We start from the raw sequence: 26852 nt of genomic DNA, 5'->3' as shown, positions 1-26852 counted from the left end.
GCAATTTGTGCAATGCTTTTGCGCCCTGCCTGCGGCCACGGCCTCATTATACCCGATGCACTTTTTTCTTGTCAACCTCAATTCCCACAACGAGCGGCAGTGGGGTTATGGAACTGTGACGGGAAGCTTTTTGCGTTTAGCCCGGAGGGTGGGCAGCACAGCCCACCCTAGGGGGATTAAACCTTCCCGCCACCCATGAGATAAAGCAGCGCCATGCGAACCGCGACACCGCTGGTGACTTGCTGGGAAATCAAGCTAAATTGCGGGTTGTCCATCAATTCAGAGCTAATTTCCACCCCTCGGTTCACCGGACCGGGGTGTAAAACCTTCACATGGGGCTGACACAATTGCAGGCGATCGCGGGTAATTCCATAGCGCTGATGATACTCGCGCCAACTCGGCAGTAAATGCGCCGTCATCCGCTCTTTTTGCAATCGCAACGTCATCACAAAATCCGCATTTTCCAGAGCCGGTTCCACAGTCCAATGCAAAAACAGCTTGCCGGCTCTCCCGACCCCCGCATCGGCAAAAAACTGAGGCAGCAGAGTGGGAGGACCGGCCAGATGAAGTTCCGCCCCGGTAGCGGCGGTGAAGCTCCAGAGATTCGATCGCGCCACTCGCGAGTGCAGAATATCCCCAACAATGGCAATCTTTTTCCCATTTAACAACTCCAGGCGCGGACGTTGCGGGTCGAGCAGAGAACAGATCGTAAACAAATCGAGCAACGCTTGCGACGGATGCTCGTGTTGACCGTCACCGGCATTGAGAACCCTGACGGGTGCGCCAAGACGTTCCATTTCGGTGGCGATCGCCTGAGGCACCCCTGCTTCCCGGTGGCGAATCACCATCAAATCGGTTCCCATTGCCAAATAGGTCTTCGCCGTATCCAAAATCGTTTCTCCCTTCGTCAGGGAAGAGCTGCCCGGGGAAAAATTCAGGGTATCTGCTGACAGGCGCTTCGCGGCAAGTTCAAAGCTGCTGCGGGTTCGGGTAGAAGGTTCAAAAAATAAATTCGCCACCACCTGCCCCTGCAACGTGGGCACTTTTTTCATTCGCCGGGAGAGAACTTCGCGAAAACTAGCCGCAGTTTGCAGCACGATGTCGTATTCTGTAGAAACAAAATCAGCCAGAGAAATAATGTGGCGACGAGTCCAAGTAGTAGCCATGCAATTTATCCCATCCAATTACGTCCTCAAAAAATATATAGCGAAGCTCATCGTTGGCATCATTGTCGTCGGTCTGAGTAGCTGTGGCACGCCATCCACGGAAGACCGTATCGAGACGCCCACTGAGCCTGTGCCTCCCACGGCCTCGCCCATTCCAGAGCAATCGCACTCTGCCAATACAGTTCAGGTGACGATTTACACCGCAGACGCTCAGTGCCAAGAGCTAATTCCCCAAACGGTGGAGGTGCCCAGCGATCGCCAAATCGAAGCCGCCGTGGGCGAGGTCTTAGAAGAACGCACCACCGTGGCGTTTGATTTAGCCGGCTATCGCGTCCAACTGAATGAAAATACCGGCGTTGCCACGGTAGACCTGCGCCTGGATCCCGAGTCCGAGCGCCAGTTCGTCTCCCTTTCGAGTTGCGAGAAGTTTTCCCTGTTCGGCAGTCTGGAAAAAACCTTAACCAGCAATCCCGAATGGCAGATTAACCGGGTTCGCTTTACCGAACGAGGGGAAGAAATTTTAATTTAAGTTTTTTTAAAGATTTCCGGGGAGGAATTCTCATCCCCCAGGTCTTGACAAAAATTTTAAGGTTTTGATACCGCGCGCGAAGACGCCAGGTACCACCGCCAGGGCAACTCCGTCCCCACGGAAATCCCGATCCGGGTGGTTTGAACTAACCCCTCGCTTTTAGCTTGTAACTGCTGCTGAAATTCTCGGTGGCGATGTTCAATCCACAGCGCCCCTCCCGGATCCAGTTGCTCCCGATTCAAACTTAAATCGATGCCAAACGCCCGACACAGTTTGCCCGGACCTGCGGCTATCCGATGGAGTTTCTGTTGCGACTCGATTCCCGGGGGTACCGCTTCCAGTTGCAAGGCGCGAATCAGCACCGCACTCGGAACTTCCGCTTTGTCGGTGGAAATGTTCAAACAGTGGTGCATTCCGTAAATCAAGTAAACGTAAATCGTACCCGGTTCCTCAAACATGGCCTCGTTGCGCGGCGTGCGTCTGCGAAACCCGTGGTTTGCCGGATCCCCTGGCCCATAGGCTTCGGTTTCCACAATCGTCGCGCGCAAGGTTTGTCCTGAGGGTAGTTTCCGGACTAAGCTGCATCCAATTAAATCCGGTGCTACTTCTGTGGATGGACGCGCCAGCCATCCAGGTTCTACAATATCGGCTGGAATTACACTCATAAGCGTTTGGCGAGGGAGTTTATGGATATTAAAGCAGTTCTGCCCGTGTTAAGCATTCTGTTTGTCGTGTGTTGTCTGTTCTTCGGCACGAAAAACGGATTCTACGATTCGGACAACTATCACGGTAACGGTTCGGCTCACTAAGCGGCTGTTCGTTGCCGATCGCGCGTGACTCCCGGATTACCCACGTCACGCGCTTTTTCTTACCACATTTTTTGCTATTTGTCAACCTTTTCCCGGAAATTTTCCCCCTGGATCCGGAGTGTAGGGGATGGGTGAAGAGAAACCCAGGTTAACAATAGCCAATAAACAATCAGCAATAACTGCCAGACGCGGCCAATTATAAAATTTTTGTTAAAAGGCGATCGCACCGTTGACATTTCCGAAAAAAACAGTAAAAATGAATACAGAAACAGAAATCGTTCATCTCTACCGGCTTCTTAGACTACAACATCGTTAGTTCTCCGGCAGAGACGGAAGTAGGGAGTTATCCCGAAGGAACGCGCCTCACTCAAACCAACGATGTTTTAGGAGTCGAAGCGCATGGAACTGACATATCGTGGAGTTACCTACGAATATACCCCTCCCACAATAGAGATGACCGAGGGTGAACTGGGCGGCAAGTATCGGGGTCTGGATTGGCGGTTTTGCAACCAGAAGAAAAACCCGGTACAGCAGCCCACCCTGGAACTGAAGTATCGCGGTGTTGCCTATACAACTGGTAGCCAACCCGCAAGCGCGCCCGCATCCGATCGCGCAGCAGTTCCGGCAACCCCAATCCCGGCGGTTGTTGCAGCGTTCACCTCAGAGGATAAAGCTCGTTCCTTGATGATGGGTCACTGTCGGTCGATTAAAAAGCGGCAACAATCGATGCTGAGCCGCTTAGCAGCAGAGGTGGGTCTGAACGAGAATATTTCCGACTATTGGAATCGCATTCAAGGAAAAGTGCATCCCAGTTTTCGCACCTCTTATGACCGGAGTCGGGTTTCCTTTAGCTAACTCGACAGAAACTTAGGCGAGACTCGACGCTTTTTCTCGCAACAGACACCCCAGTGTGGGGTGTTTTTTTTGTGGCAATTGAGCCGAGGAGGGGTGGAGGGGTGGAGGCGATCGCAGAAAATCACCCCCGGCAAGTCCCAGAATCCCGAAACGCCTGCGCCGGATTGAAAGAATCGCAGTAAACTGATAGAATTATCTACCTTGTCAAGCGACTCCAAGCAAAAAAGCTCCAGAGAACCCCGGATTATGGCAGTTTACGAAGACCGCGAAGCATTTATTCCCTATCGGCGATCGGATCTGATCGAACTGTGCGTTGAAGATGGCAAACTGGCCCATGCAGAGGTGCCCAAGTTCCGAGAATTCTGCGCCATCCTCTGCGCCTACTATCATTTTGAGTTTCATGCGTCCCTAGAAACCCTGAAAGATAACTATGCCCCCTTTAACCCCGATGCCGATACCGACTTTAGAATCGAACCGAGTCCCCCCCAGCTTGCTGCAATGGAAAGCAAGGTCGTGAGGGCCTTTCACCGGATTCTGGAACGCGCCAATTACAAACCCTTATCCCAAGCGAACTTAGAACGGGCATTTGAGGAAAAATCCTTAATCGAACTCAAAACTCACGTTGATTTTGACGAATTCGACCAAATGGTTTGCTACTGTCGCGGGGATATATATAAAATCATTTCCGTCAAAAAATGGTTCAGAAACGTGCAACAAACCATTGATGTTTTCGAGCGGATGGTGTTATTGCTCAAATTCAAAAATGCCGACTACTTTAAATCCAAAGGAGCGAAACTGGAAAAACTGAATTTCACCCCCGGGAAAATGTACGCTTATTACTATAAAAATATTCCCAAATTCGATTTAGAGTTTCTGTTTCCCAACGTAAAAACCAGCATGACCTGGAAAGACAGACTGTTGTTTGGCATTCCCGCCATTGGGGCGGCGGTTCCCCTGCTAGGGCGGATTTTGCCGCAATTGCTACTGATTGTAGGAGCGATTTTAGTGGTTCTCGGGGGAGTCTCCGGGTTGTCAGAATTGGAAGTAGAAGAAGAACAAGTGCGGAATGTGATGCCCGTACTGGTAGCGATGCTGTCCTTGGTGATTACCTTGGGCGGGTTTGCCTTCAAACAGTACACCAGTTATAAAAACAAAGAGATAAAATTTCAAAAAAACGTCACCGAAACGTTGTTTTTTAGAAATTTGGCCAGTAATGCCAATGTTTTTCAGGCGCTTGTGGATGCGGCGGAAGAAGAAGAATGCAAGGAAATTATTTTGGTGTACTATCACCTGCTGACCAGTGGGGAGACTTTAACCCCGTCAGAATTAGACGATCGCATCGAGACATGGATGGATGAGACCTTCGAGAAAAAAATAGACTTTGATATCAATGGTCCGGTGGAGAATTTGCAAGCAATTCGCGGCAAAATCAGCGCCGACGGGGAAGAGGTGCCCCTGCTGAGTTTCGACGATCGCGGTGCTTGTCAGGTGTTGTCCCTGGATGAAGCGAAAAGCGCGATCGATTACCTGTGGGATAATGCCTTTCTATATACTAAATAGCCGATAAAAAGCACTGGATTGAAATCGCGCCCGAGCTTTTCGCGGATCCGCCGATGCGGACTAAGTTATGACTCGTTTCCAGGATAAGCTGGGAACGAGTCATGCAGGACACCGATCCAGGATAAGCTGGGAACGAGTCATGCAGGACACTGACAGCAGAGGTGGAGTTGACTCGCCACTTATTCAACCACCCATCGACAATACAGGTGGGAATTTTCATCCTGCAGCCATTTGGCTACTAACTTGCCTTTTTGCGCTCTATCGTTTACGATGCACGACGAGGCAGAATTGGGGCGGGATTGAACCTCGCTCGGACGGCTGGTGGTTTTTTCGAGAGTAATTGCGTTCATGGTTGGATTCCTGTGAAAGAGAGTGGGGGAATGGTTCTTTATTTATACTGTCTTTCAGGGAGGAAAAAAGCAGTGCGATCGCGAGCACAGGGAGACGGTGATATTCTGTGAGCGAGAAAGCGATCGCGATCGCATCCCGAGAACCGAAAGCGGCGGGAGAGGAGTAAAAAAGGCGTCGAGGCAGGGATGATATCATGTTCGGAGTTGGCTGTAAACAGGAGAAGTCCTGGTCATGCAAAGGCAAGAAAAGCCCAGGCGCGATTTCAATCCCCCGCTTCTTCTAAAGTCCCAGAGAGGGCAAGAAACTGACAATTCCGGGAAAGGCAATAATCGCCACCAGAATGAATAATTGAATCAACACAAACGGAATTGCGCCGCGATAAATATCGCCCGTGGTTACTTCGGGAGGGGCGACGCCGCGCAGGTAGAACAGAGCAAAGCCAAACGGCGGGGTGAGAAAAGAGGTTTGCAGGTTTGCGCCCAAGATAACGCCAAACCACACCAAATCGATTTGCAACTGCTGCGCCACCGGGACAAACAACGGGATAACGATAAAAGCAATCTCGAAAAAGTCGATAAAAAAGCCGAGGACGAACACAGTGAGCATACTGACGAGCAGAAAACCCAGTTGACCCCCCGGGAGATTGGCGAGGAGGTCGAACATAAAGGCATCACCATCCAAACCGCGAAACACCAAACTAAAGGCAGTGGAACCCAAGAGAATGAACATCACCATACTGGTGGTTCGCAGGGTGACATCGCAGACGCGGCTCAGAGAGGTCCAGTTGAGTTCGCGGTTTGCCCCCGCCAGAGCGATCGCGCCTACAGCGCCCACCGCACCGGCTTCCGTAGGGGTTGCGATGCCAAAAAAGATGCTACCGAGGACGAGTAAAATCAAGGCGATCGGGGGCACCATGACCTTCAGCACCCGCAATCCCAACGCTTTCGGTGTCATCTGGCGCACTTCAGCGGGTAATGGCGGGGCGATATCCGGGCGCAGAAACGCCGCAATCAGCACGTGGAGGGCAAAAGCGCCGGACATCAACAATCCGGGCAACAACGACCCGATAAACAATTCCCCCACATTGATACCCAGTTGGTCTCCGAGAACCACCAGCACCACCGAAGGGGGGATAATTTGGCCGAGAGTGCCCGATGCGGCGATGACGCCAGTTGCCAGTTGTTTGTTATACCCATAGCGCAACATAATGGGCAGGGAAATCAGGCCCATTGCCACTACCGTAGCGGCGACGACGCCAGTAGTAGCGGCGAGGAGTGCCCCCACGACGACGACGGCGAGGGCTAAACCGCCGCGCAACCGTCCGAAGAGGATGCCCATCGTTTCCAGGAGATTTTCTGCGATGCCGGATTTTTCCAGCATGGCTCCCATAAAGATAAAGTAGGGGATGGCTAGGAGGGTGTAGTTTTCCATGATGCCGAAGATTCGCAACGGCATAGCATTGAGCAATACGGGGTCGAAGACGCCGAAGGCATAGCCGATTAACCCAAACAGCATTGCGACCCCCCCGAGGGAGAAAGCGACGGGGTAGCCAAAGGAGAGGAAGACTAAGGCACCGGCAAACATCAGCGGGCCTAGCCACTCGTATTCATAGCTCAGATTCATGTGGTTCCTCCTCGGGTTGCAGCAAACCTTGGAAAATGGCGAATTTTTTGATGGCTTCGGAAATGCCTTGGAGTATCAGCAGGGCAAAGCTGATGAGAATGGTGGTTTTGATGGGGTAGCGGGGTAAACCGCCCGGATCCGGGGACATTTCTTGGATGGCCCACGATGCCGCAATGGTATTCCAGGAGAAGAAAATGACGAGGATACAGAAGGGAATGAGGAATAAGAGGGTGCCGATGAAGTCGATGAGGGCTTTTCTTTGGGCGGGCCAGTTGGCGTACAAGACATCGACGCGCACGTGCTCGTCATGCTTGAGGGCGTAGGCGGCCCCCAGGAGGAACACTAGGTCGAAGATGTACCACTGGATTTCGATGAGGGCGTTGGAGGTCAGGTTTTGACCGACAGCACGCCCGACGTAACGCCCGATGACGTTCCAGACGCCGACGAGGACCATGAGCAGGACGAGCCACCCGATGAAGCGTCCGATCCATTGGTTGATGCGATCGATGATTCTGGAGAGGCGCAGTAGTTTGTTCAAGGCGGGTTTTTCCTTTGCGTTTCAGTCGATGTTGTATTGTACTGCTCTAGGGTTGGGGTGGGGTGTGGAGGTTTTGGTAGTTTTGGTAGATGGCATGAATTTCTTGTTTGACGCGATCGCGGATTGCTTGGGGAGCTACCACCTGGCAATTTTTTCCATAGGGTAGGATTTCTCGAATCAGCCAGAAGGGATTGGACACGCGCCGCACCACTTGCCGCACCTCGCCGATGACTTCATTGCTGATGTCGTTGTCCTTGGGTTCGTAGGCTTTGACCATGCCGCGATAAAAGTGTAAGTACACTTGGAGGAAGTCTAAGCGATCGCGCCATTTTGCAGAGATAGGTTCGATGTTTTTAATCCGATCCAAGCGCAGACAGCGATTGTGGATGAGTTCGGGAAAGTCAGTGTTTTTCATGTCTTCCGTCTCGTCGCACCAGATTTCCACATAAAAGCGCTTTTCGTGAAAGGAGATTTTGGCACAACGGACGGTGTACTCCAACTCCGCGTCTTGCGCGTTGCGGTAGAACAGGCGAAAAGGTTGCTGGTTCTCGATATATTCCTCCACCTGCTGACGCCACGGCTCGCTGGGCTGAGTGATGAGTTGCTGTAGTGCTTGACGCAAGGGCGCTTCTAGGTTGCCCCGCTCTAGCAGCAAGCGGGTGACGATTTGGGCTTGCTCGGGCTTCCCGGTATCGATCAGCAGACGAATGGCTTGCTGGAGTGCCTTAACCTGAGCGCTGGTCAGAGTGATGGGTTGTCCGACTTGAAATTTTCCCTCGGCGATCGCTGCTAGCAAGCCGGAGATACTGCCGCGATCGCCCCATAGAACCTTCAGTCGGGCGGCGATTTCTTCCAGCCGCTCCTTCGTGCCAGGGGGAATTGACAGTGTAATCGTGTCCTTTTTTCTCGACATGCCCTAAATGTAATTGCATTTTTTCCACTTCTGTGGCATGATGATAATTGTACTGAATTTAGGAGCCGAATTGAGATGATCCAGCTCCCAACCTGGGCATTGGCTCATCCAGGGGCATTCACAGTCCCGGCTTGGCCCCAAAGACTAAAAAAGCCAGAGCGATGCTCTGGCTGGGGATCCCTGAAAGGGATTATAGAAAGGTCGTATTGCCTTATTAGCCTCTTATTTCAAGCCCTGAAAGGGATTTCGAGGTCAAGGCTCTTTCATCATACATCATAAAGAAGCCATTTGTCACTGACGTAATGCATATAAGTCTCTTAACAATAAAAAAATATGCTAGTCTAGTAGACGAACCGGACAAACGCCCAGTTCGCCTATGTAGAGTCGCTCCTCATAGGTTAGCACAGCTTGTCCGGTTGTACACCTATTGGAGGACTTTAAAATGAGTTACTCAGGAGAAGAGATCTATCGCCAAAACTCAAATGACGAAGAACAGATTTATAAAATGCAACAGGAGATAAAACGGCGTGAGCGCTTAATTGCACAAAGGAAGCACGAACCGATCTTCGATGACGGTGAGATTGTATCTTTCGCTGATTGGGAATCGAGACGTCAATAACCGTTAGAGACGGATATGTAAGGTGGGAGGGCAATTTTATGGCACTCTCACCGCCTAAGATAGCTTAAAGAATCAGCAGAGATTTGCCGTTGGGTTTTTATTCAATAAACTCAGACGTAAAAAATTGAGTAGATCGATGATGAGTTTTGATGACTGGTTACGGGAGAAGCGGGAAGAAAACTTGTGGATTGCGGCTCAACATGGGGCTTGCAATGTGAGGGTTTTTGGTTCCGTAGCGCGGGGCGAAGCCGATCGCCAAAATTGACAAATATCCCCGTCGAGGCAAACAGGTGTTTGAGGAAAACGAACTGATTCAAACCTGGATTGTGTATCACTTACAGATTGTGGGTGAAGCTTCGGCAGCTATGTCTGAGGCAATCTGCATCCGACATCCAGAAGTTCCTTGGCTCGATATGAGCGATTTTAGAAACTTGTTAGTTCACGAAGATTTCCGAATCGACACAGAGATTATTTGGGCGATCGTCCCACAAGAGTTGCCCAGGTTAAAAACTCAGCTTGAAACCATGTTGCAAAATTATAGTAGTGAATAGCCGGGAGGAGGCATAGGCATGACTTGGCAGCAACTCTCTCTATTTGATAACCATGAGGAAGAAGAAAAAAGGGTGTTTCCTGGGTCGGAATCTGATGTTTTGCAGATTGTCATCAGTGCCTTAGCGGCTGAGGTAATATCCCTGGCTCCTTCTGAACTGGCAAGCTTGGCGAACGATTCAGACGCAGTGGCGATCGCGCGGTCTTTGGGGAATTTACACTTAGTTCGACAGTTAAAGGTTGCCCAAGGAAATGACGAAACTAGGACAGGGAACCCACTCCGGTTGAAAGAGAATATAGTTTATTATCGAGAGCAAGCGATCGGCACCCTGGAAATGTTGTTTAAATCGCCATTACCGGGAGAATTGCAGGCGAGATTGGCAATCGACAGTGCGAGCGACCGATTTATGGAATATTTGCAGAAGCATCATAAAATTGCGATTCTCGCTGAAAGCGACTTTCACTTTTGGGTTTTCATTCCCGGGAAAACTCAGGGTTTAGATATCACCAAACTTTGGCAAATATTTCTAACCGATGTGGCGTTTTCCGCCTATGGCGACACCCAGAACCAGTTGCCAGGATTGGTGCAGACCTTTATTCAAGTGCTGAATAGCATCACCTTGTCGGGTCGCGGTTTTAGCACCTTGGAGCTGCCGATTTTAACGCAGGAGCAAGCCACAGTTTTAGCCGCTTGGTATCGCGCCGTGATTCGAGATGTGGAAAAACGGCAAAAAGAGCGACAGAAACAGATAGATGGACTCAAGAAACAGATTAAAGACAGGGAAGGGAAAGGAGAAGATAGCAAATCCTCTCAAAACGAGTTAGATAAAAAGGAGGCAATGCAAAATAAAGAAGCTAAAAAATATTGCGAGTATTTTCAGAAAGGATTTGGTAAACTTCTCGAAGGACAGCAAGCCGCTTTTCAGGAACTTGATGCAGTGCAAAGTCAACTGGCACAGGCTGGATTGAGCAAAGCACAGCAGCGAAAGTTGCTGAAGCAGCAAGAGAAACTGACGGCTAAGATTGCGTTCAGTCGTGAGTGGGTGCGGGAAAAGAGCAGTTTGTTTCAGCGATCGCAGGGAAATCCGTTTGATTTTTTTCGATTAGATAGAGAACAAAATTATGGTAAATTCAAAAAAATCGAGGAATTAGCCAAAGCGTTTAGCAAAACTGCCACGGATCAAATTAACTCGACCCGGGGGGATATTTTTACCCAGTGTGTTGTTGAAATGTATCGGTTACTGGAGATAAAACCAGAGGAAATGGATTCGTTACCCACTCCATTGCTGAGTGAAAAACCAGCCATGCGCGCAGTGCGATCGCCGGGAGATGATAGTAAAGAATTTTGCTATTCCTGTGGGGTAGAAATCGATCCAAAAACCGCTCGCTGGCAAGTGCTGCGATTTATGTTCGAGCGACCCTCCCAGCGTCGCCAATCTGCATCCAGTGAAGGCAGACCTCATATCTGTGCATCCTGTGCGGTGTTAGCGTTTGCTTCTCCCTTAAAGGTGACGGATGAAAGTATTATTTTGCAGCTTAAAACACCTGAAACCGAAAAGCGCAAAGATTTCGCCGCCAGACAGCAAAAGCTGAAAGATTATATGAGAATGCTGACGAACAAACAACTGCATTTGAGTGCGGGTCGGTATTTAGTTCTGGCATCCGATCGCACTGCTAAAGGTGAAGTAGCGGCACAAAAATTGGGTCAGGTTCAGTATGCGCTGGCAAAAGTTGCCTCTATTTTCCCGAGGGAGGTACTGACGGATTTGGAATTTTCCTTGATTACCCAAGGGAGTCAACCGATCCGGTTAGCGAGCCGGCATTTAATTTTTATCAAAGGCTTGATGGAGGCATACAGTCAATCGATTGTGGTTTCTGACAAAGAAATCAACATGCAATTGGCGGATGCAGTACGATATGTGGAACGGGATTTACCCGTTATGGCAGAATACAAACTGGCAAAATTCGCGAGTCTAGAACAGCGTCGGGAAATGGAAAAGACTCGCGAAACTTATGCCAACAAAATTCAACAAGATGTGCAAGGATTTTCTATGAGTGCTAACAACCAACTTTTGAAACGGGCTACTCTTTATAAAGATGTAGCGGCGCTAACCGGATTAACTTACGCTTTCGTTCAATCTCTGGAAAGAACAGCCAGAAACTCGATGAAGCCAGAAGATGTCGAACGAGAGGTCGGTAAAATAATCGAACAGGTTGATGACGCGGTAGCATTTTGCTATTATGCCACATTAGGCGATGAAAATAAAACCAGAGTGCGAGCGCGATTGTATCGAAATTCGGACAATTACTTTATCTACGAGCAAACCAGCAGGTTACTAGAAGAATTGGGAATTTCAAATCGAGAACAAACCGATGAGTCTCAACAGCAAACTTGGTTGATGCTCTGTGCGGATGATGTGATGAAAGCTTACACTCATTTTGCTGAAAATTGCTATACGCAAGAGAAAGAGTGGAAAGAGTTAACCTATCAACTCAAGTTATATCTCTACACTCGTTTTCCCGAATTGGTTCGCAAACTTAAGTCTACAACGGAGAAAAAATAATGGCTACTGGACTTCCTGAAACCGATAAAAATAAGCCCCGCGTTCATTTTGACATTTATGCCATTCTCGAAGGCTCGCAAGAGCTTTATTTTGGGCATGAAGTGCAGGTTAATGTCAACTTAGTGGAGACAGTGAAACTGTCGAGTAAAGACGGTAAATCATTAGAAAAATGCTACATTTCACCCACCAAACGGCGCGGTGTGGAACGGCGTTGCTTGATTTGGGCACCGGTGAGTAGTGGGAAATTACTCGGGGATAAAAAAAATTGTGGAATTCCCGATACTTGCGCCGAGCCAGGTTGTCCGATTTGCAGGGTTTATGGCGGTTTAATTGCGGGGAAGAAAACGTTAATTGGTCGAGTGACGCATGGCGGTGGCGTTGCCGTACAAGATATTTTACCCCAAGAAAAGCAACGAGCGATGCACCCGGCAAGGTTAGTGAATCAAAAAGAAGAAACCCCGACACCTTTTAAACGGGAATACAATCAACCGGGGATTCTTTATCCGGTGTCTAATCATTGTTTGAGCGTGACGGATTCAGAATTTGCTGCGGTGGCTTATGGGTTTTTGGATTCTCTACCGCGCATTGGTTCGGGAAATCCGAAAGGACTTGCGATCGCAGAACATAAGCAAATGCCTCTATTAGTGTTAGATCGCTACCTGGTTCCTAAAGGAAAACGCCCGATTGTTTCTCCTTCCGAAACCAATCCGGAAGCGGCGATCGATGAGTTTATCCGGTTAGCCAGAACCCCAGAAAAAAACACAAACCACATTCAATCCACTCATTTCCAGCGCTGGATTGGAGATGCAGCTTTGGAACAACTGCAAGAGTATGCTAGCCGCTTTGTTGACGAGGTTTTACAGGCATAATTTATGTATTGCCTAGAGTTCAAAATTCAACCCACAGCAGCGATGACCTTTCGCATTCTGCCTGGGTCAATTCTCAACATTGCCACTTATCCTTTTGTGCCACCCACAACCTTTTCCGGGTTTTTGCGACGGTTGGGAATTCTGAGTGGCAATTTAGAACTACCCGAAACCAGGATTAACAAAAATAATCCGCCAATTTACGCGCTACCGCCGCGATATATTCCCGTGGGTGCCTATCCCGTTTCCCACAAGTGGAGTGGAGTGCATCGCACCTATCGCAAGGGGATGCGCGAGTTCAATCACGATTTTTTTTCTCGGCTTTATGTGGAGGGAAATAAGGCAAATTTTCAGCTTCATACCTGGGAATATTTCATCGCCGAGGAGTTAGTGGGATATGTGGTGGCGGAATCTCGGGAAGGGTTAGCAGCCTTTCAAAATTTGAAAGGATACGGCTGCAAATTGGGTAAAGAGGGCTATGGGGTGGTAACGGAAATTTCCGAGGAGGCGATCGCTTTAACCAGGCAAACCGTTACCGCCTATCCTTCCGCCATTGTACCTATCGAAGCGCTGATGCAAAGTATGGAGGCGGTGATGCAGGGGGGTGAATTTATGGGAGGCTGCGATATTTACAACCTCTATCGCTATCACTGGGAACCCACTGCTTTCACCACTTCAGATGAGGAAGGTTTTGTAGATTTAAACCCAACGCCTATTTCCGGTTTCGTGCCTTTTGTTGCTGCTTATTTTACCCCGGAAGCGGCAGAACCAACGTTGGAATACTACACCAACGGCGAAATCTATATCCCGGTTTCCCTGGTGAATCTATTGAATGGAGAAGTTTATGCCTAAGAAAAAGCGCTCGCGCATTTATGATTTTGGTCGGCTTTTTTTCCCCGAACCTCATAACCCGATTCCCCGGGAAGTCCGCTTTCAACCCCTGGGGAATCACGTGAAAAATGTGATGCAGCTCGTGAAATGGTGGAAGGCGGAAAATTTTCCTTTTGATTCTTCACGCCAGCGGGTTTTAGAAGCGGCTAAAATTCACGATATGGGAAAACCCCAACAATTTGAGATTAAAGTGCAAACCGACGCGCGAGGTGAGTTTAAACACTATATATATTCGTTTAAAGGGCATCGGTTTTTAGCCGAAAGCAAAGATGAATGGGCACAGACACTGGCGATCGGGCATCACGATTTTTCTATTGCAGATATCACTCGGGATGCCTATCGACTGAAAAAACAGCAGCCATATGCCGAAAAGCTCGCTAAAGACCCTCTCGCTTATGCGCGGGAACTCTATATTTTGGAAATGTGCGACCAAATTGAGGCAGAGTTAGCTTGTCGGGCGATCGGCGATGAGGAACAAGCAGAATCGCGGGCATTTATGGATTACACGATCGCCGCAGATTCTCAGGATACAACCCAATATTTTCTCGATCCTTGGCCGTTTTTTCACCCTTCAATCCAGTTGACCTTTCACTCGTGGTCGATGGAACTCACCCCGGAGGATAAAGCGAAGTTAGAACAATGCCAAAAAGACAAGAAGGATTTGGGCAAAACCCTGGATAACATTGCCAAATCGTGGTGGGAGTCTTACCCCGAAAACCGGGCGAAACAACCGATCGTCAAGGTGACGGTCAAACCTTATCCAGACTCAGTAGATGATGGGAATCACTGGGATTGTCGGACTTGCTATCAACAGTTGGCGAGTTTTGAACCCAATCCGATGCAGGATAAAATGTATGAGGCGATCGCTCGTCAGCCAAATCCCGCTATTTTACTCAAAGCACCCACAGGCGTGGGCAAACTAGAAGCGGTTTTATTTCCCGCTTTGGCGAGCAATTATCGCTTGATTTTGCCCCTTCCCGCCCGCAGTTTGCTCGAAGACCACAAACAACGAGTGGAACAATATCTCAAGCGCTTTTCGCAACTGCATCCGCGCCGAGAATTTTCTCTGGTGGTGGATACGGGTACGCAAATGCACCGCTGGGTGTATAAAGGGGGTCAAGAAGTTCCCCGGCGCATCAATCCTCGCCGACATCTTTATAAAGGTGATGTCATTTTAACCACCTTGGATAAATTTCTCTATCGCTATTTTGCGTTTGGAGATAAGCAAAAGTCGTTTATTTTTCCCTTGCGAATTCACCAAGAAAAAACCTTGATTTGCTTTGACGAGGCGCATAGTTACGATGAGGTTGCCTTTACCAATTTCCGCAGTTTGGTTCAGTCGTTATATACAGGGGGGCGATCGCTGGTGTTAATGACTGCAACTATGCCCCCAGAATACCTGGAAGAATTTGCCCGATACTTGCAAGTTTTTGACTACATGGGGGAGTCGGAATATGCTGCGGAAAGAAAAAAACTGGCTCATTTCGAGAAACCCCAAAGAGGTTTTGAATGGCTGGCTAGTATTGAGCGAAATCCCCGAGAACCGGAAGCTTTTCAAACCTACTTCCGGGAAGCTATCATGGCAGAAGTTCAGGCTAAACCGAATTGTCGATTGATTGCTGTAGTGCAAACCGTGAAAGATGCTGCGGCAATTTATCAACAATTAAAAGGCGAAGCGAGGGAGCCTTTATTTCTCTATCACGGACGGTTGGATTCTCGCGTCCGACAACAAGTTTACGAAGGGTTAAAAGAGCATGATGAAGCGGGAAAACCCTATCGGTTAATTACCACCAGTGCGATTGAGGTGGGGTGCGATTTGAACTGCGAAATTTTAATGTCAGAAATTTGCCCTCCGGAAAACTTAATTCAACAAGTGGGACGGTGCAATCGCAAGGGCAATATTGCTGATGCCAAGGTGGTGGTTATCGGCAGAATTGTGGGCGATCGCATTCCGTTTTATGGCCAAACCTTAGATGAAAATGGATGGGCAGAGTACCAGGACTGTCTTCAATCTCTGACGCACTTTGATGGCGATAAAATCGCTCAATTCATTCGGCGATCGCACCGGGTTGATGACTATCGCGTGGTGGAACTGTTTTCGATGCTGCATGACTACGTTTATGGTGCAGATTTAACCTACAAACCCCTCCACGAAAAAGGATTAGTCGTGACCCGCAGTTGGACGCCTTCGGCAACTTTGGTCTACGATGATGGCACCCACGGCGATGACATTCACAAAATGCCTCAAGCTTCTGTCCCCCTCGATCGCCTAATTCAAAATAAGGAGAACCAATACGCCAATACTCATGTTTTTGAACGGTACTACAATCGCGAAAATACCTGCTGGGAATTGCGCGATTTAAGACCCGGTTATGCCTATGCCAAAACTATCCTAATTAAAATATCCGCCACCCATGAAGGTGCGCTCATGCCAGAAGCACAGCCAGAATATCAATACCAGGCTGATTTAGGGTTTCTAGAGTTGCCTGGAGTTTTTATCAAGTTAAAGCCCTCTGGATTGGATGATAAACTCCTTTACAAACGAGAGAAAACCACAGCGATCCTTACTTATCCAGGCTCTTTAACTCAACCCTCCTAAGCAGTAGGGTGGGCAATGCCCACCTTCCCCCTACATTGACTTTCGAGAGCCTCGGTGTAATTTTAGAGAAAGGGAACAAGAAATCGGTTTTATATCTCTAATAAGTTGCTTTCTGCCAAAAAGTCTATCCAAAACCCCGGTTATAACGGCCACTAAACCAATACCATAGGTTAAATTAAAAATAGACAAATGTTCCTGCAAACCATTAGCTTATTTCTCCATTATGCCACATAGTCTCGTCATTAACCTCGTTCCGGAGTCGGCGATTTCGCCGCAGTTTTTGCAGGGAAGACATCTGCATGCTTTGTTTTTAAATCTCGTCAATTCAGTTAACCCGACATTGGCGAGTAATTTGCACGAACAGAAAACGGAAAAGGCGTTTACGATTAGTCCCTTGCAGGTGAGTAAATCCTCGGGAAGTTCGGGGCATTTGTTGCAATGGAACCATCAGAAAGCGATTCCGCCGGGAACTTCCTGTTGGTGGCGGGTTTCCCTGCTGGATGATTCTTTGTTTGGCAATTTGACGCAACTTTGGCTGACGTTGAATCGCGATCGCCTCTGGAAATTGGGGTCGGCTGAGTTGCAGATTACCAAGATTTTGGGCACGCCACATTCGAGTCAGCCTTGGGCGAATTTTTCCAGTTACCCGCAGTTGTACGAAAATGCTTCGTCAGAGCAGCGAAAAATCGAGTTTGCCTTTTGCACCCCCACGGCATTTCGTCAGGGAAAATACGATTCTTGTTTGCCCACTCGCGAGTCGCTTTTTAATAGTTTGCTGCACCGTTGGAATAAGTACAGCAATATTGCACTATCTGAGTCTTTGTTGTCGGGTATTTTCCCCAGTTACGTCAATATTCATTCGGAAATTGTTGCCGATAAGCGCAGCAAGTTTATTGGCTGTGTTGGGGTGATGAGTTATGCGATTTTGGGTCAGGTTCCGCCAGAGGTGATTCGCGATATTAATGTGTTGGCGGATTTCGCATTGTACTGCGGGGCGGGGCGCAAAACGCCGATGGGAATGGGGATGATTCGGCGGTTGAATTCGGGTTGATTGATTGCGGGTTTTGTAGGAGGCGGAGCCTCACTCGGGGCGTTCCTAGGCCGAGCCTAGGAACGAGTGGTGTAAGGGGATTTTTGTTGAGAATTATATCATAATTTGGAGGAAAATAATGCAAAATTTGGAGTATATTCCGTTGGCGGCATTGAATCAGTATGCCTATTGTCCGCATCGGTGGTGGCGGATGTTTTGTGCGGGGGAATTTGGGCAGAATCATTACACGATTGAAGGGACGGATTTACATCGGCGGGTGCATTCTGTAGGGGAGGAAAATCGGGAGGAGGTTTGGCAAGTGCGGGGGATTTGGTTGAAGTCGGAACGGTATCGGTTAATTGGCAAGGCGGATTTAATTGAGTTGGAATCCGGGGAGGTGTTTCCGGTGGAATATAAGCGGGGAAATCGCGGGGAATGGGAAAATGATGCGCTTCAGGTGTGCGCGCAAGGGTTGTGTTTGGAGGAGATGATGGGACAGGCGATCGCCCAAGGGTTTGTGTATTACGCGCAGTCTCGGCGGCGTCAGGTGGTGGAGTTTTCCCAGTCTTTGCGGCAAACTGCGATCGCCACCATTCAGGAAATTTCTACCCTGCTAAACACGGGAGAAATGCCCCCGGCAATTTATGGGCCGCGCTGTCGGGGATGCAGTCTTTATCGCCACTGTTTGCCCCAGGCGACAAAGAAAATGAAGCGCTACAAAGAGGCGAATTAAATAGCTTTTTGAATTCCCACTTGTGCGGGAATGACAGATTCATGCTTGTTGGTGAAACTTTCACAGTTTGGAGGATGAAATTATGGGAACGGTTTATGTGATACAAGATGATTGTTTTATTGGCAAAACCGACGAACGATTAAAGGTACGGGCGAATCGGGAAAAGTTGCTGGATGTGCCATTGATTCAAGTAGATGGCGTGGTGGTTTTGGGACGGGCAACGGTGTCGCCTGGGGTGGTGACGGAGTTGCTGGAACGTCACATTCCCTTGAGCTTTTTGACCCATACCGGGCGCTATTTAGGACGGTTGGAACCGGAGGTGACGAAAAATATTTTCGTGCGTCAGGCGCAATGGCAAGCGGCGGGAGAAACGGAAAAAGCGGTGCATGTGGTGCGCGGTTTCGTGCGCGGAAAGTTAAAGAATTATCGGAGTTTGCTGCAACAAGCGAAGCGGAATGATTCGCAACTGAATGTGACGGCGGGAATTGAGGGGATAAAAGGGATAATTGCTTCGGTGGCAAAAGCGGAGAAAATTGATTCCCTACGCGGATTGGAAGGGGCGGGGAGTGCGGCTTATTTTGGCTGCTTTAATGAGTTGATTCGGGCGGAGGGGTTTGAGTTTGCGGGGCGACGGCGCAGACCCCCGACGGATCCGGTGAATTCTTTGTTGAGTTTTGGCTATTCTTTGCTGCGCCATGACGTTCAAAGTGCAGTGAATATTGTGGGATTTGACCCCTATCTGGGTTATTTGCATGTGGAACGCTATGGGAGACCTTCGTTAGCTTTGGATTTGATGGAAGAGTTTCGTCCGTTGGTGGTGGATGCAATGGTGCTGTCTGGAGTGAATAAAAAAGTGCTGAGTGTGGAGGATTTTGTCACGGAACCGATAAGCAATGCGGTGTCGTTGACGCGGGATGGGTTGCGAACCTTTTTGCGGTTGTACGAACAGAAAAAGCAATCGCAGTTCAAGCATCCGGTGATGGGTCGCAAGTGTAGCTATCAGGAGGCGTTTGAAATTCAGGCGCGACTGTTGGGGAAGTATTTGATGGGGGAAATCGAGTCTTATCCGCCGTTGGTGCTGAAGTAGTGGGCGATGGGGGATTGAGTAGTGTTTGGTTGAATGGGAAAATAGGAGGAAATGCGATGTACGTGACGGTGGTTTACGATATTCCGGAGGATAAGCGCCGAACGAAGGTTCACAAGATTCTCAAGTCTTATGGGCAATGGGTGCAGTATTCGGTGTTTCAGTGCGAGTTAACCGAGACTCAGTACGCGAAACTGCGATCGCGCCTCCGGGAACATATCAAACCGGAGGAGGATAGCGTGATGTTTCAAGTTCTGTGTCGCTGCTGCCAAGGTAAAATAGAACGCATCGGCGGGGTGGAGCCTGTGGACAAGACGGTGTTTTTTGCCTAGCTTTTCCGGTAATGGGTAGCTGTGGGACAGGTTGGGGTAAATTTATCGTCCGAAACCGTTGTCCTCTCTGGATTGCAGGCGGGTTTGCCGTTCTATCCGATTACCGCAGTTGCCCAACCCCTTGCAGGGAGGGAGTTTCAGGTAATTTTCAACGAAGGGGGTTGACAGGTGGTTCTGGGAAATGGTAGTTTAAGAATCGATTACCGCAAACGTACCTTGAAAATTAAATACAGTAAGGGTTTCAACTGCCTGCAGTCTCAATTTCCACTAATCCCTTTCAGGGATTGAAACAGGAACGGAGAAAAGGAATACACGCTTGGTCGGAACCATTGTACTGTCTCAATTTCCACTAATCCCTTTCAGGGATTGAAACAACTTGACAGTTTCTAGCTTGGATGACGTGAAAGTCTCAATTTCCACTAATCCCTTTCAGGGATTGAAACGCGTTTTCGCTTTTTAAGCATTGGGAAGAGTTGGGTCTCAATTTCCACTAATCCCTTTCAGGGATTGAAACTCCGTTTTCCACACCAAAGCTTGTTAAGTCCCCAAACGTCTCAATTTCCACTAATCCCTTTCAGGGATTGAAACGTCCCCCTTTGCCGCAGCAAGTTCGGCGACGGCGTCTCAATTTCCACTAATCCCTTTCAGGGATTGAAACGCTAATCATTGGATACTTCAAAAATACTACAGAATAGTCTCAATTTCCACTAATCCCTTTCAGGGATTGAAACTAAGAAGATATCGCGCCTGGGGTTAACAACCGCAAAGGTCTCAATTTCCACTAATCCCTTTCAGGGATTGAAACTATTTCGAAGGTGACAAGGAAGAACTAGAAGGTCGATGTCTCAATTTCCACTAATCCCTTTCAGGGATTGAAACTCGTCCGTCCATGCGGGTTCGGTCACTCGTTGCCAGTGTCTCAATTTCCACTAATCCCTTTCAGGGATTGAAACCATTTCCGGAACTACGCCACCCGCTGCATCCTCCAAAGTCTCAATTTCCACTAATCCCTTTCAGGGATTGAAACGCATACCGGTTTATACCGTCATGCTCAAACCAATAGTCTCAATTTCCACTAATCCCTTTCAGGGATTGAAACGGATGATGCGGGGGAAGTGAAATTCCATCGGAAAGACGTCTCAATTTCCACTAATCCCTTTCAGGGATTGAAACAATTTAACTATTAATTTAGCGAATGAATTAACCATCCAGTCTCAATTTCCACTAATCCCTTTCAGGGATTGAAACTGGTGCTATAGCGGTTCATCCTGGGATAAGAAAAGGTCTCAATTTCCACTAATCCCTTTCAGGGATTGAAACTTTGGGGCGCAATCGCGTGTTCGGAATCTAAAAAAGAGTCTCAATTTCCACTAATCCCTTTCAGGGATTGAAACCTCATTTTGAGGACGGGTTTCTTTATGTGATATAGTCTCAATTTCCACTAATCCCTTTCAGGGATTGAAACTTACTGAATCTGAGCTTGCTGAATTAGCACCGCAAGGTCTCAATTTCCACTAATCCCTTTCAGGGATTGAAACATAGATTGGCCAATTTTTGGCGCTGCACTGGCGTGTCTCAATTTCCACTAATCCCTTTCAGGGATTGAAACGCCAATTTGGCAAGCATCAAGTCAAAAAATAAAGTACGTCTCAATTTCCACTAATCCCTTTCAGGGATTGAAACGTGATCGGGATTTGTTAAGAGTGCCGGCATATTCGTCTCAATTTCCACTAATCCCTTTCAGGGATTGAAACTTGGAAGGCGCACGCGATTGAGACTTTCGACATTGTCTCAATTTCCACTAATCCCTTTCAGGGATTGAAACTTACAAATCCAAAAATTAAAAGTTTTAGTCCCGCGTTTGTCTCAATTTCCACTAATCCCTTTCAGGGATTGAAACCACTTATTGCAATCGCAGATTCTTCTCGCAGGGAAAGTCTCAATTTCCACTAATCCCTTTCAGGGATTGAAACTAGTTTATCCTCAATTTCTGCCGCTTGACGCACAAGGTCTCAATTTCCACTAATCCCTTTCAGGGATTGAAACCGCCACAGCCTCCCCCGCCCCGGCTCCCCCCGCAGCGGTCTCAATTTCCACTAATCCCTTTCAGGGATTGAAACGCAAATAGCACCCTGGGAGTGGCGAGAAATTGCTTAGTCTCAATTTCCACTAATCCCTTTCAGGGATTGAAACGGGTTCGTGGGCTTCGTTGGCCTTCGCTGCTGGTTTGTCTCAATTTCCACTAATCCCTTTCAGGGATTGAAACTAAGATTGCGATCGCCTCCAACCAGGGGTCCCAAAGGTCTCAATTTCCACTAATCCCTTTCAGGGATTGAAACCTATTTTCCAGAAGTGGATGGAATCCCGCTAATTGTCTCAATTTCCACTAATCCCTTTCAGGGATTGAAACGAGATTTCCATCGAGGCGACATCAGGAGCCTTGCGGAGTCTCAATTTCCACTAATCCCTTTCAGGGATTGAAACCGGATTCTTCTAAGCCTTAGCTCTGAGAGGCCGCAGGTCTCAATTTCCACTAATCCCTTTCAGGGATTGAAACCACTTTCGAATCAGCATCGAGCAATTTGGCGAAGTCTCAATTTCCACTAATCCCTTTCAGGGATTGAAACTAATTTTTAAAGACAATCCATTTCGAGGATAATGCTTGTCTCAATTTCCACTAATCCCTTTCAGGGATTGAAACACATTCGGCCTCTGAAAGTCTTGTGGCGCAAGACTTTCAGGTCTCAATTTCCACTAATCCCTTTCAGGGATTGAAACGCTGAACGATGGGGGAATCTCTTCTCAATCTGGCGTCTCAATTTCCACTAATCCCTTTCAGGGATTGAAACGAAGTTTTTCAACAATGGTATTGAGTTCGATTGCTTGTCTCAATTTCCACTAATCCCTTTCAGGGATTGAAACGGTGAGACCGACAGCACGAAGCAATCCATCTTCACAGTCTCAATTTCCACTAATCCCTTTCAGGGATTGAAACAAAACAAAAAAAGTTGCTCACCCAACTTAAAAAAAGGTCTCAATTTCCACTAATCCCTTTCAGGGATTGAAACTGTGATTGCCATCATTGGCCTAGCCTCCTTTTCGGTCTCAATTTCCACTAATCCCTTTCAGGGATTGAAACACGCAATTGAAAAGGCGCGAGGGCTGGCGGGACGAAGTCTCAATTTCCACTAATCCCTTTCAGGGATTGAAACGCGATCGCCTGGTCAATCGGATGGTAAGTCAGATTAGTCTCAATTTCCACTAATCCCTTTCAGGGATTGAAACTCTGGTGATTCGGTCGATCCGCCTTGTCGATTCGGGTGGTCTCAATTTCCACTAATCCCTTTCAGGGATTGAAACAGCCTATATTTCTTTAAATCTGGATTCCCGCCGGGTCGTCTCAATTTCCACTAATCCCTTTCAGGGATTGAAACTCGTTCCCCGGTAACCCTTGCCCGGCTGGGTTGTGGTCTCAATTTCCACTAATCCCTTTCAGGGATTGAAACACCGCACGATCGCATGATGCGATCGCATGGTCACGTGGTCTCAATTTCCACTAATCCCTTTCAGGGATTGAAACAATGGCAATTTCGAGATTATCGCGCATGGCAAAGGAAGTCTCAATTTCCACTAATCCCTTTCAGGGATTGAAACGGAAACCACAGAAATGAACATCCCCAGCCATAGGGTCTCAATTTCCACTAATCCCTTTCAGGGATTGAAACAATCCTCTGCGATCGCGATCGCTTCTTCGCTATAGTCTCAATTTCCACTAATCCCTTTCAGGGATTGAAACAGCGACGGGGACACTATCACCGTGACTCGCGCCGGTGTCTCAATTTCCACTAATCCCTTTCAGGGATTGAAACACATCATCCAAGCTGGAAACCGACAAATCGATCCGGTCTCAATTTCCACTAATCCCTTTCAGGGATTGAAACTGGAGGGCGCTAATCGCGGAGCTTTTTTGTGTTGCTGTCTCAATTTCCACTAATCCCTTTCAGGGATTGAAACGGGTTCCCCACTCCTGAATATTTAAAGCAATATCCTGTCTCAATTTCCACTAATCCCTTTCAGGGATTGAAACTTGTAAATCGCTCCTCCATCTTTAGCAAGAATAAATGTCTCAATTTCCACTAATCCCTTTCAGGGATTGAAACCAAGAATTTTATAATTTAGACCATGCCATCAAACATGTCTCAATTTCCACTAATCCCTTTCAGGGATTGAAACTCTGCCGAGTGGAATGGATTCACTCGATTGTTCAGCAGTCTCAATTTCCACTAATCCCTTTCAGGGATTGAAACGGAATTCGAGATTTCCAACGCAATTTGCTGGGCTTCCTGTCTCAATTTCCACTAATCCCTTTCAGGGATTGAAACGGCAACTTAAATGAGTAAATACATGATAATCAGTGTCGTCTCAATTTCCACTAATCCCTTTCAGGGATTGAAACTCGCCAATTCTTTTTGACTTAAGTCTACTTCTCGGGTCTCAATTTCCACTAATCCCTTTCAGGGATTGAAACTCAATATTTCCGGAGAAACAAAACGAAAAATAGAGGTGTCTCAATTTCCACTAATCCCTTTCAGGGATTGAAACACGAAACGGGAAATCATCAATCTTTCAGAATCCGAGTCTCAATTTCCACTAATCCCTTTCAGGGATTGAAACACTGCAGAGCAAGATGGGCGTGCAATTTGGAAGCAGTCTCAATTTCCACTAATCCCTTTCAGGGATTGAAACGCTTCCCAGATGAAGCCAACCTGATACCTCGGTCGTCTCAATTTCCACTAATCCCTTTCAGGGATTGAAACGGGCAACTGCGAACCAACTACAGTCAACCCAAAAAGTCTCAATTTCCACTAATCCCTTTCAGGGATTGAAACGTGCGAAAAAATCGCTTGCAACACATCGTCGTCTTTGGTCTCAATTTCCACTAATCCCTTTCAGGGATTGAAACTTAACTCATCCAGAGTTAATGACCGATCGCCCACGTCTCAATTTCCACTAATCCCTTTCAGGGATTGAAACTCGTATTGAACCCACTCTTCCGGAGAAGGACAAGTCTCAATTTCCACTAATCCCTTTCAGGGATTGAAACGGAGGCGATCCGGCTAAAGGCGCGATCGCGGGTAGGTGTCTCAATTTCCACTAATCCCTTTCAGGGATTGAAACTTTAGGATTGGAACACACTCGAAACAATCCACTTGCGTCTCAATTTCCACTAATCCCTTTCAGGGATTGAAACGTACATTCGATTCTACTCTTTTTTGCTCTCTACATTGTCTCAATTTCCACTAATCCCTTTCAGGGATTGAAACCAAGCCCAACTAGGCGGAAGCAAAACAGAGGAACAAGGTCTCAATTTCCACTAATCCCTTTCAGGGATTGAAACTCTCTCAGGAGGGCTATATATCGCCTTAACTGGCGCTGTCTCAATTTCCACTAATCCCTTTCAGGGATTGAAACATCTAGAACCAAAGCTTCTTTAGGCCATTTTTTATCAGTCTCAATTTCCACTAATCCCTTTCAGGGATTGAAACCGGCGGCCTCTTCTGCACTTAAAGCACCTTGCTTTGTCTCAATTTCCACTAATCCCTTTCAGGGATTGAAACTCTACCAGCTCCAGCCCTTCTTCCTGAAGGGCCGCGTCTCAATTTCCACTAATCCCTTTCAGGGATTGAAACCCAGCACAGACCGGGCAATCTACGGATTGCGGAGTAAAGTCTCAATTTCCACTAATCCCTTTCAGGGATTGAAACACTAGGGTGAATGTCGGGAAGAACTCGCTCCCGGTAAGTCTCAATTTCCACTAATCCCTTTCAGGGATTGAAACCCGTTGGTGCCGCCAAAGGTGCGATCGCCGTTGCCGAGTCTCAATTTCCACTAATCCCTTTCAGGGATTGAAACTTGTAAATCGCTCCTTTTTTGGACAAGATAAATTCGCCGTCTCAATTTCCACTAATCCCTTTCAGGGATTGAAACTCCTCTGCCGTGGCCGCTGCTGTTTCTCCTGGCGCGTCTCAATTTCCACTAATCCCTTTCAGGGATTGAAACGCTTACAACCGAAAGGAACATCCCCAACCACAGCGCGGTCTCAATTTCCACTAATCCCTTTCAGGGATTGAAACTTAAAATTGCCTTTTCGAGCGGGCAATAAGTCAAGGAAGTCTCAATTTCCACTAATCCCTTTCAGGGATTGAAACAACAAGAGATGAACTTGTTGTATGTGGCGCTGACCCGCGTCTCAATTTCCACTAATCCCTTTCAGGGATTGAAACTATTAGTTGCCCTGGAATCTGTGCTTTCATTTCATAGGTCTCAATTTCCACTAATCCCTTTCAGGGATTGAAACTGATGAATAGGGGAATTAAAAGCGGTTCGCCACGTCTCAATTTCCACTAATCCCTTTCAGGGATTGAAACCCACCAGTTTTCTTCTTCGTTAATTGTCCCAAACCAGTCTCAATTTCCACTAATCCCTTTCAGGGATTGAAACTTGATGATAATGGAATATTCCGAAACTGATTATCTAATGTCTCAATTTCCACTAATCCCTTTCAGGGATTGAAACTGAAAAGAACGCGATCGCGCATCAATCTAATTGCCGTCTCAATTTCCACTAATCCCTTTCAGGGATTGAAACTGATTTTGAGATTTTCGGCATCTCCATCCAAAGCGCTGTCTCAATTTCCACTAATCCCTTTCAGGGATTGAAACTTTAGCGACAAAATCATTGATTTTATCGAACGCTGTTTGTCTCAATTTCCACTAATCCCTTTCAGGGATTGAAACTAGAATGAAAGACGCGGGTGTGATTCGACATTCGCAAGGTCTCAATTTCCACTAATCCCTTTCAGGGATTGAAACATTATACCGCTGTATCTCTTTCCTTTTCTGAATGATGTCTCAATTTCCACTAATCCCTTTCAGGGATTGAAACATATTCCTTTCCTCTTTTTTCTTCTAAGGTTACCGAAAGTCTCAATTTCCACTAATCCCTTTCAGGGATTGAAACTTCTCGAATTTTTGTGCCTCCTTTTAAATAGAGGTATTGTCTCAATTTCCACTAATCCCTTTCAGGGATTGAAACAAAACTTTGCATTGTCAATTACTATAAGATTTACTTATAGTCTCAATTTCCACTAATCCCTTTCAGGGATTGAAACTTCGAAAGAAGACTCTGGGATTAATCCGTACTCTGTATGTCTCAATTTCCACTAATCCCTGAAAGGGATT

At 47.5% G+C, this 26852-nt stretch carries 20 protein-coding genes, 1 pseudogene, 1 CRISPR repeat array and 1 riboswitch; of the genes and pseudogenes, 15 read left to right on the top strand and 6 right to left on the bottom strand.

The features are described 5' to 3' along the window. Window positions 1–176 precede the first annotated feature (176 nt). Complete coding sequence (locus tag LKK83_RS11335) at window positions 177–1166, bottom strand: aspartate carbamoyltransferase catalytic subunit (protein WP_324631223.1); 990 nt, start codon at window positions 1164–1166, stop codon at window positions 177–179. Here LKK83_RS11335 and LKK83_RS11330 point away from each other — a divergent pair. Continuing rightward, the gene (locus LKK83_RS11330; RefSeq protein ID WP_324631222.1) at window positions 1165–1695 is read left to right on the top strand and encodes a hypothetical protein; all 531 of its coding nucleotides are present in this window, start codon (window positions 1165–1167) and stop codon (window positions 1693–1695) included. The genes LKK83_RS11335 and LKK83_RS11330 overlap by 2 nt on opposite strands. A gap of 56 nt (window positions 1696–1751) precedes the next feature. On the opposite strand, the gene LKK83_RS11325 is transcribed toward LKK83_RS11330, so the two are convergent. Further along, window positions 1752–2360 carry a DNA-3-methyladenine glycosylase gene (locus LKK83_RS11325; protein WP_324631221.1) on the bottom strand — a complete coding sequence of 203 codons (609 nt, stop codon included), beginning with the start codon at window positions 2358–2360 and terminating at the stop codon, window positions 1752–1754. A 21-nt stretch (window positions 2361–2381) separates the two neighbouring features. Between LKK83_RS11325 and LKK83_RS11320 the strand changes: the two genes are divergently transcribed. From LKK83_RS11320 to LKK83_RS11310, 3 genes are all read left to right on the top strand, one after another. Further along, on the top strand, window positions 2382–2504 hold the full coding sequence (locus LKK83_RS11320; protein WP_324631220.1) for a hypothetical protein: 123 nt from the start codon (window positions 2382–2384) through the stop codon (window positions 2502–2504). Between the two features lie 274 nt (window positions 2505–2778). Further along, window positions 2779–2867, top strand: a riboswitch (Glutamine riboswitch). 36 nt (window positions 2868–2903) lie between these two features. Next, window positions 2904–3359 carry a DUF4278 domain-containing protein gene (locus LKK83_RS31695; protein WP_336654492.1) on the top strand — a complete coding sequence of 152 codons (456 nt, stop codon included), beginning with the start codon at window positions 2904–2906 and terminating at the stop codon, window positions 3357–3359. 246 nt (window positions 3360–3605) lie between these two features. After that, entirely contained in the window at window positions 3606–4919 is a 1314-nt protein-coding gene (locus LKK83_RS11310; RefSeq protein WP_324631219.1) for a TMEM143 family protein, read from the top strand. Between the two features lie 179 nt (window positions 4920–5098). Here LKK83_RS11310 and LKK83_RS11305 read toward each other — a convergent pair whose 3' ends face one another. The 4 genes from LKK83_RS11305 to LKK83_RS11290 all read right to left on the bottom strand — a co-directional run bounded on the left by LKK83_RS11305 (window position 5099) and on the right by LKK83_RS11290 (window position 8344). Beyond that, window positions 5099–5269, bottom strand: coding sequence for a hypothetical protein (locus LKK83_RS11305; protein WP_324631218.1), 171 nt, complete (start codon window positions 5267–5269; stop codon window positions 5099–5101). Between the two features lie 280 nt (window positions 5270–5549). Then, window positions 5550–6893, bottom strand: a complete 1344-nt coding sequence (locus LKK83_RS11300) for a TRAP transporter large permease (RefSeq protein ID WP_324631216.1) — start codon at window positions 6891–6893, stop codon at window positions 5550–5552. Continuing rightward, the gene (locus tag LKK83_RS11295) at window positions 6877–7431 is read right to left on the bottom strand and encodes a TRAP transporter small permease subunit (RefSeq protein WP_324631215.1); all 555 of its coding nucleotides are present in this window, start codon (window positions 7429–7431) and stop codon (window positions 6877–6879) included. The genes LKK83_RS11300 and LKK83_RS11295 overlap by 17 nt, the downstream gene beginning before the upstream one ends. A gap of 46 nt (window positions 7432–7477) precedes the next feature. After that, window positions 7478–8344, bottom strand: coding sequence for a helix-turn-helix transcriptional regulator (locus LKK83_RS11290; RefSeq protein ID WP_324631214.1), 867 nt, complete (start codon window positions 8342–8344; stop codon window positions 7478–7480). 442 nt (window positions 8345–8786) lie between these two features. On the opposite strand from LKK83_RS11290, the gene LKK83_RS11285 reads away from it, so the two are divergent. From LKK83_RS11285 to cas2, 11 genes and pseudogenes are all read left to right on the top strand, one after another. Then, complete coding sequence (locus LKK83_RS11285; protein WP_324631213.1) at window positions 8787–8963, top strand: hypothetical protein; 177 nt, start codon at window positions 8787–8789, stop codon at window positions 8961–8963. A gap of 139 nt (window positions 8964–9102) precedes the next feature. Next, window positions 9103–9216, top strand: a pseudogene (locus LKK83_RS11280) (nucleotidyltransferase); the annotation flags it as partial. A gap of 37 nt (window positions 9217–9253) precedes the next feature. Continuing rightward, window positions 9254–9514: a HepT-like ribonuclease domain-containing protein gene (locus tag LKK83_RS11275; RefSeq protein WP_324631212.1), complete on the top strand. Its 261-nt coding sequence runs from the start codon at window positions 9254–9256 to the stop codon at window positions 9512–9514. 18 nt (window positions 9515–9532) lie between these two features. Beyond that, window positions 9533–12076, top strand: a complete 2544-nt coding sequence (locus LKK83_RS11270; RefSeq protein ID WP_324631211.1) for a hypothetical protein — start codon at window positions 9533–9535, stop codon at window positions 12074–12076. Further along, window positions 12076–12945 carry a hypothetical protein gene (locus LKK83_RS11265; protein ID WP_324631210.1) on the top strand — a complete coding sequence of 290 codons (870 nt, stop codon included), beginning with the start codon at window positions 12076–12078 and terminating at the stop codon, window positions 12943–12945. Before LKK83_RS11270 ends, LKK83_RS11265 begins: the two co-directional genes overlap by 1 nt. 42 nt (window positions 12946–12987) lie before the next feature. After that, the gene (locus tag LKK83_RS11260; protein WP_324631209.1) at window positions 12988–13794 is read left to right on the top strand and encodes a hypothetical protein; all 807 of its coding nucleotides are present in this window, start codon (window positions 12988–12990) and stop codon (window positions 13792–13794) included. Next, the gene (gene cas3, locus LKK83_RS11255) at window positions 13787–16432 is read left to right on the top strand and encodes a CRISPR-associated helicase Cas3' (protein ID WP_324631208.1); all 2646 of its coding nucleotides are present in this window, start codon (window positions 13787–13789) and stop codon (window positions 16430–16432) included. Before LKK83_RS11260 ends, cas3 begins: the two co-directional genes overlap by 8 nt. A 223-nt stretch (window positions 16433–16655) precedes the next feature. Further along, the gene (gene cas6, locus LKK83_RS11250) at window positions 16656–17483 is read left to right on the top strand and encodes a CRISPR-associated endoribonuclease Cas6 (protein WP_324631206.1); all 828 of its coding nucleotides are present in this window, start codon (window positions 16656–16658) and stop codon (window positions 17481–17483) included. 118 nt (window positions 17484–17601) lie between these two features. Continuing rightward, on the top strand, window positions 17602–18195 hold the full coding sequence (cas4, locus tag LKK83_RS11245) for a CRISPR-associated protein Cas4 (RefSeq protein ID WP_324631205.1): 594 nt from the start codon (window positions 17602–17604) through the stop codon (window positions 18193–18195). Window positions 18196–18277: 82 nt separating this feature from the next. After that, on the top strand, window positions 18278–19282 hold the full coding sequence (gene cas1d, locus LKK83_RS11240) for a type I-D CRISPR-associated endonuclease Cas1d (RefSeq protein WP_324631204.1): 1005 nt from the start codon (window positions 18278–18280) through the stop codon (window positions 19280–19282). A 56-nt stretch (window positions 19283–19338) separates the two neighbouring features. Beyond that, entirely contained in the window at window positions 19339–19611 is a 273-nt protein-coding gene (gene cas2, locus LKK83_RS11235) for a CRISPR-associated endonuclease Cas2 (protein ID WP_324631203.1), read from the top strand. Window positions 19612–19865: 254 nt separating this feature from the next. After that, window positions 19866–26782: a CRISPR direct-repeat array (repeat unit 37 nt; unit sequence GTCTCAATTTCCACTAATCCCTTTCAGGGATTGAAAC). Window positions 26783–26852: the final 70 nt, after the last annotated feature.

The organism is Phormidium sp. CCY1219, assembly GCF_035615515.1.
Lineage (GTDB): Bacteria > Cyanobacteriota > Cyanobacteriia > Cyanobacteriales > Laspinemataceae > CCY1219.
The sequence above is the reverse complement of the archived record's forward strand: the minus strand, read 5'-3'. Positions and strand labels throughout refer to the sequence as shown.

Coding starts and splice junctions, on each gene's coding strand:
- LKK83_RS11330 (WP_324631222.1), top strand. CDS start 1,165: ATGCAATTTATCCCATCCAATTACGTCCTCAAAAAATATATAGCGAAG.
- LKK83_RS11335 (WP_324631223.1), bottom strand. CDS start 1,166: ATGGCTACTACTTGGACTCGTCGCCACATTATTTCTCTGGCTGATTTT.
- LKK83_RS11325 (WP_324631221.1), bottom strand. CDS start 2,360: ATGAGTGTAATTCCAGCCGATATTGTAGAACCTGGATGGCTGGCGCGT.
- LKK83_RS11320 (WP_324631220.1), top strand. CDS start 2,382: ATGGATATTAAAGCAGTTCTGCCCGTGTTAAGCATTCTGTTTGTCGTG.
- LKK83_RS31695 (WP_336654492.1), top strand. CDS start 2,904: ATGGAACTGACATATCGTGGAGTTACCTACGAATATACCCCTCCCACA.
- LKK83_RS11310 (WP_324631219.1), top strand. CDS start 3,606: ATGGCAGTTTACGAAGACCGCGAAGCATTTATTCCCTATCGGCGATCG.
- LKK83_RS11305 (WP_324631218.1), bottom strand. CDS start 5,269: ATGAACGCAATTACTCTCGAAAAAACCACCAGCCGTCCGAGCGAGGTT.
- LKK83_RS11300 (WP_324631216.1), bottom strand. CDS start 6,893: ATGAATCTGAGCTATGAATACGAGTGGCTAGGCCCGCTGATGTTTGCC.
- LKK83_RS11290 (WP_324631214.1), bottom strand. CDS start 8,344: ATGTCGAGAAAAAAGGACACGATTACACTGTCAATTCCCCCTGGCACG.
- LKK83_RS11285 (WP_324631213.1), top strand. CDS start 8,787: ATGAGTTACTCAGGAGAAGAGATCTATCGCCAAAACTCAAATGACGAA.
- LKK83_RS11270 (WP_324631211.1), top strand. CDS start 9,533: ATGACTTGGCAGCAACTCTCTCTATTTGATAACCATGAGGAAGAAGAA.
- LKK83_RS11265 (WP_324631210.1), top strand. CDS start 12,076: ATGGCTACTGGACTTCCTGAAACCGATAAAAATAAGCCCCGCGTTCAT.
- LKK83_RS11260 (WP_324631209.1), top strand. CDS start 12,988: ATGACCTTTCGCATTCTGCCTGGGTCAATTCTCAACATTGCCACTTAT.
- cas3 (WP_324631208.1), top strand. CDS start 13,787: ATGCCTAAGAAAAAGCGCTCGCGCATTTATGATTTTGGTCGGCTTTTT.
- cas6 (WP_324631206.1), top strand. CDS start 16,656: ATGCCACATAGTCTCGTCATTAACCTCGTTCCGGAGTCGGCGATTTCG.
- cas4 (WP_324631205.1), top strand. CDS start 17,602: ATGCAAAATTTGGAGTATATTCCGTTGGCGGCATTGAATCAGTATGCC.
- cas1d (WP_324631204.1), top strand. CDS start 18,278: ATGGGAACGGTTTATGTGATACAAGATGATTGTTTTATTGGCAAAACC.
- cas2 (WP_324631203.1), top strand. CDS start 19,339: ATGTACGTGACGGTGGTTTACGATATTCCGGAGGATAAGCGCCGAACG.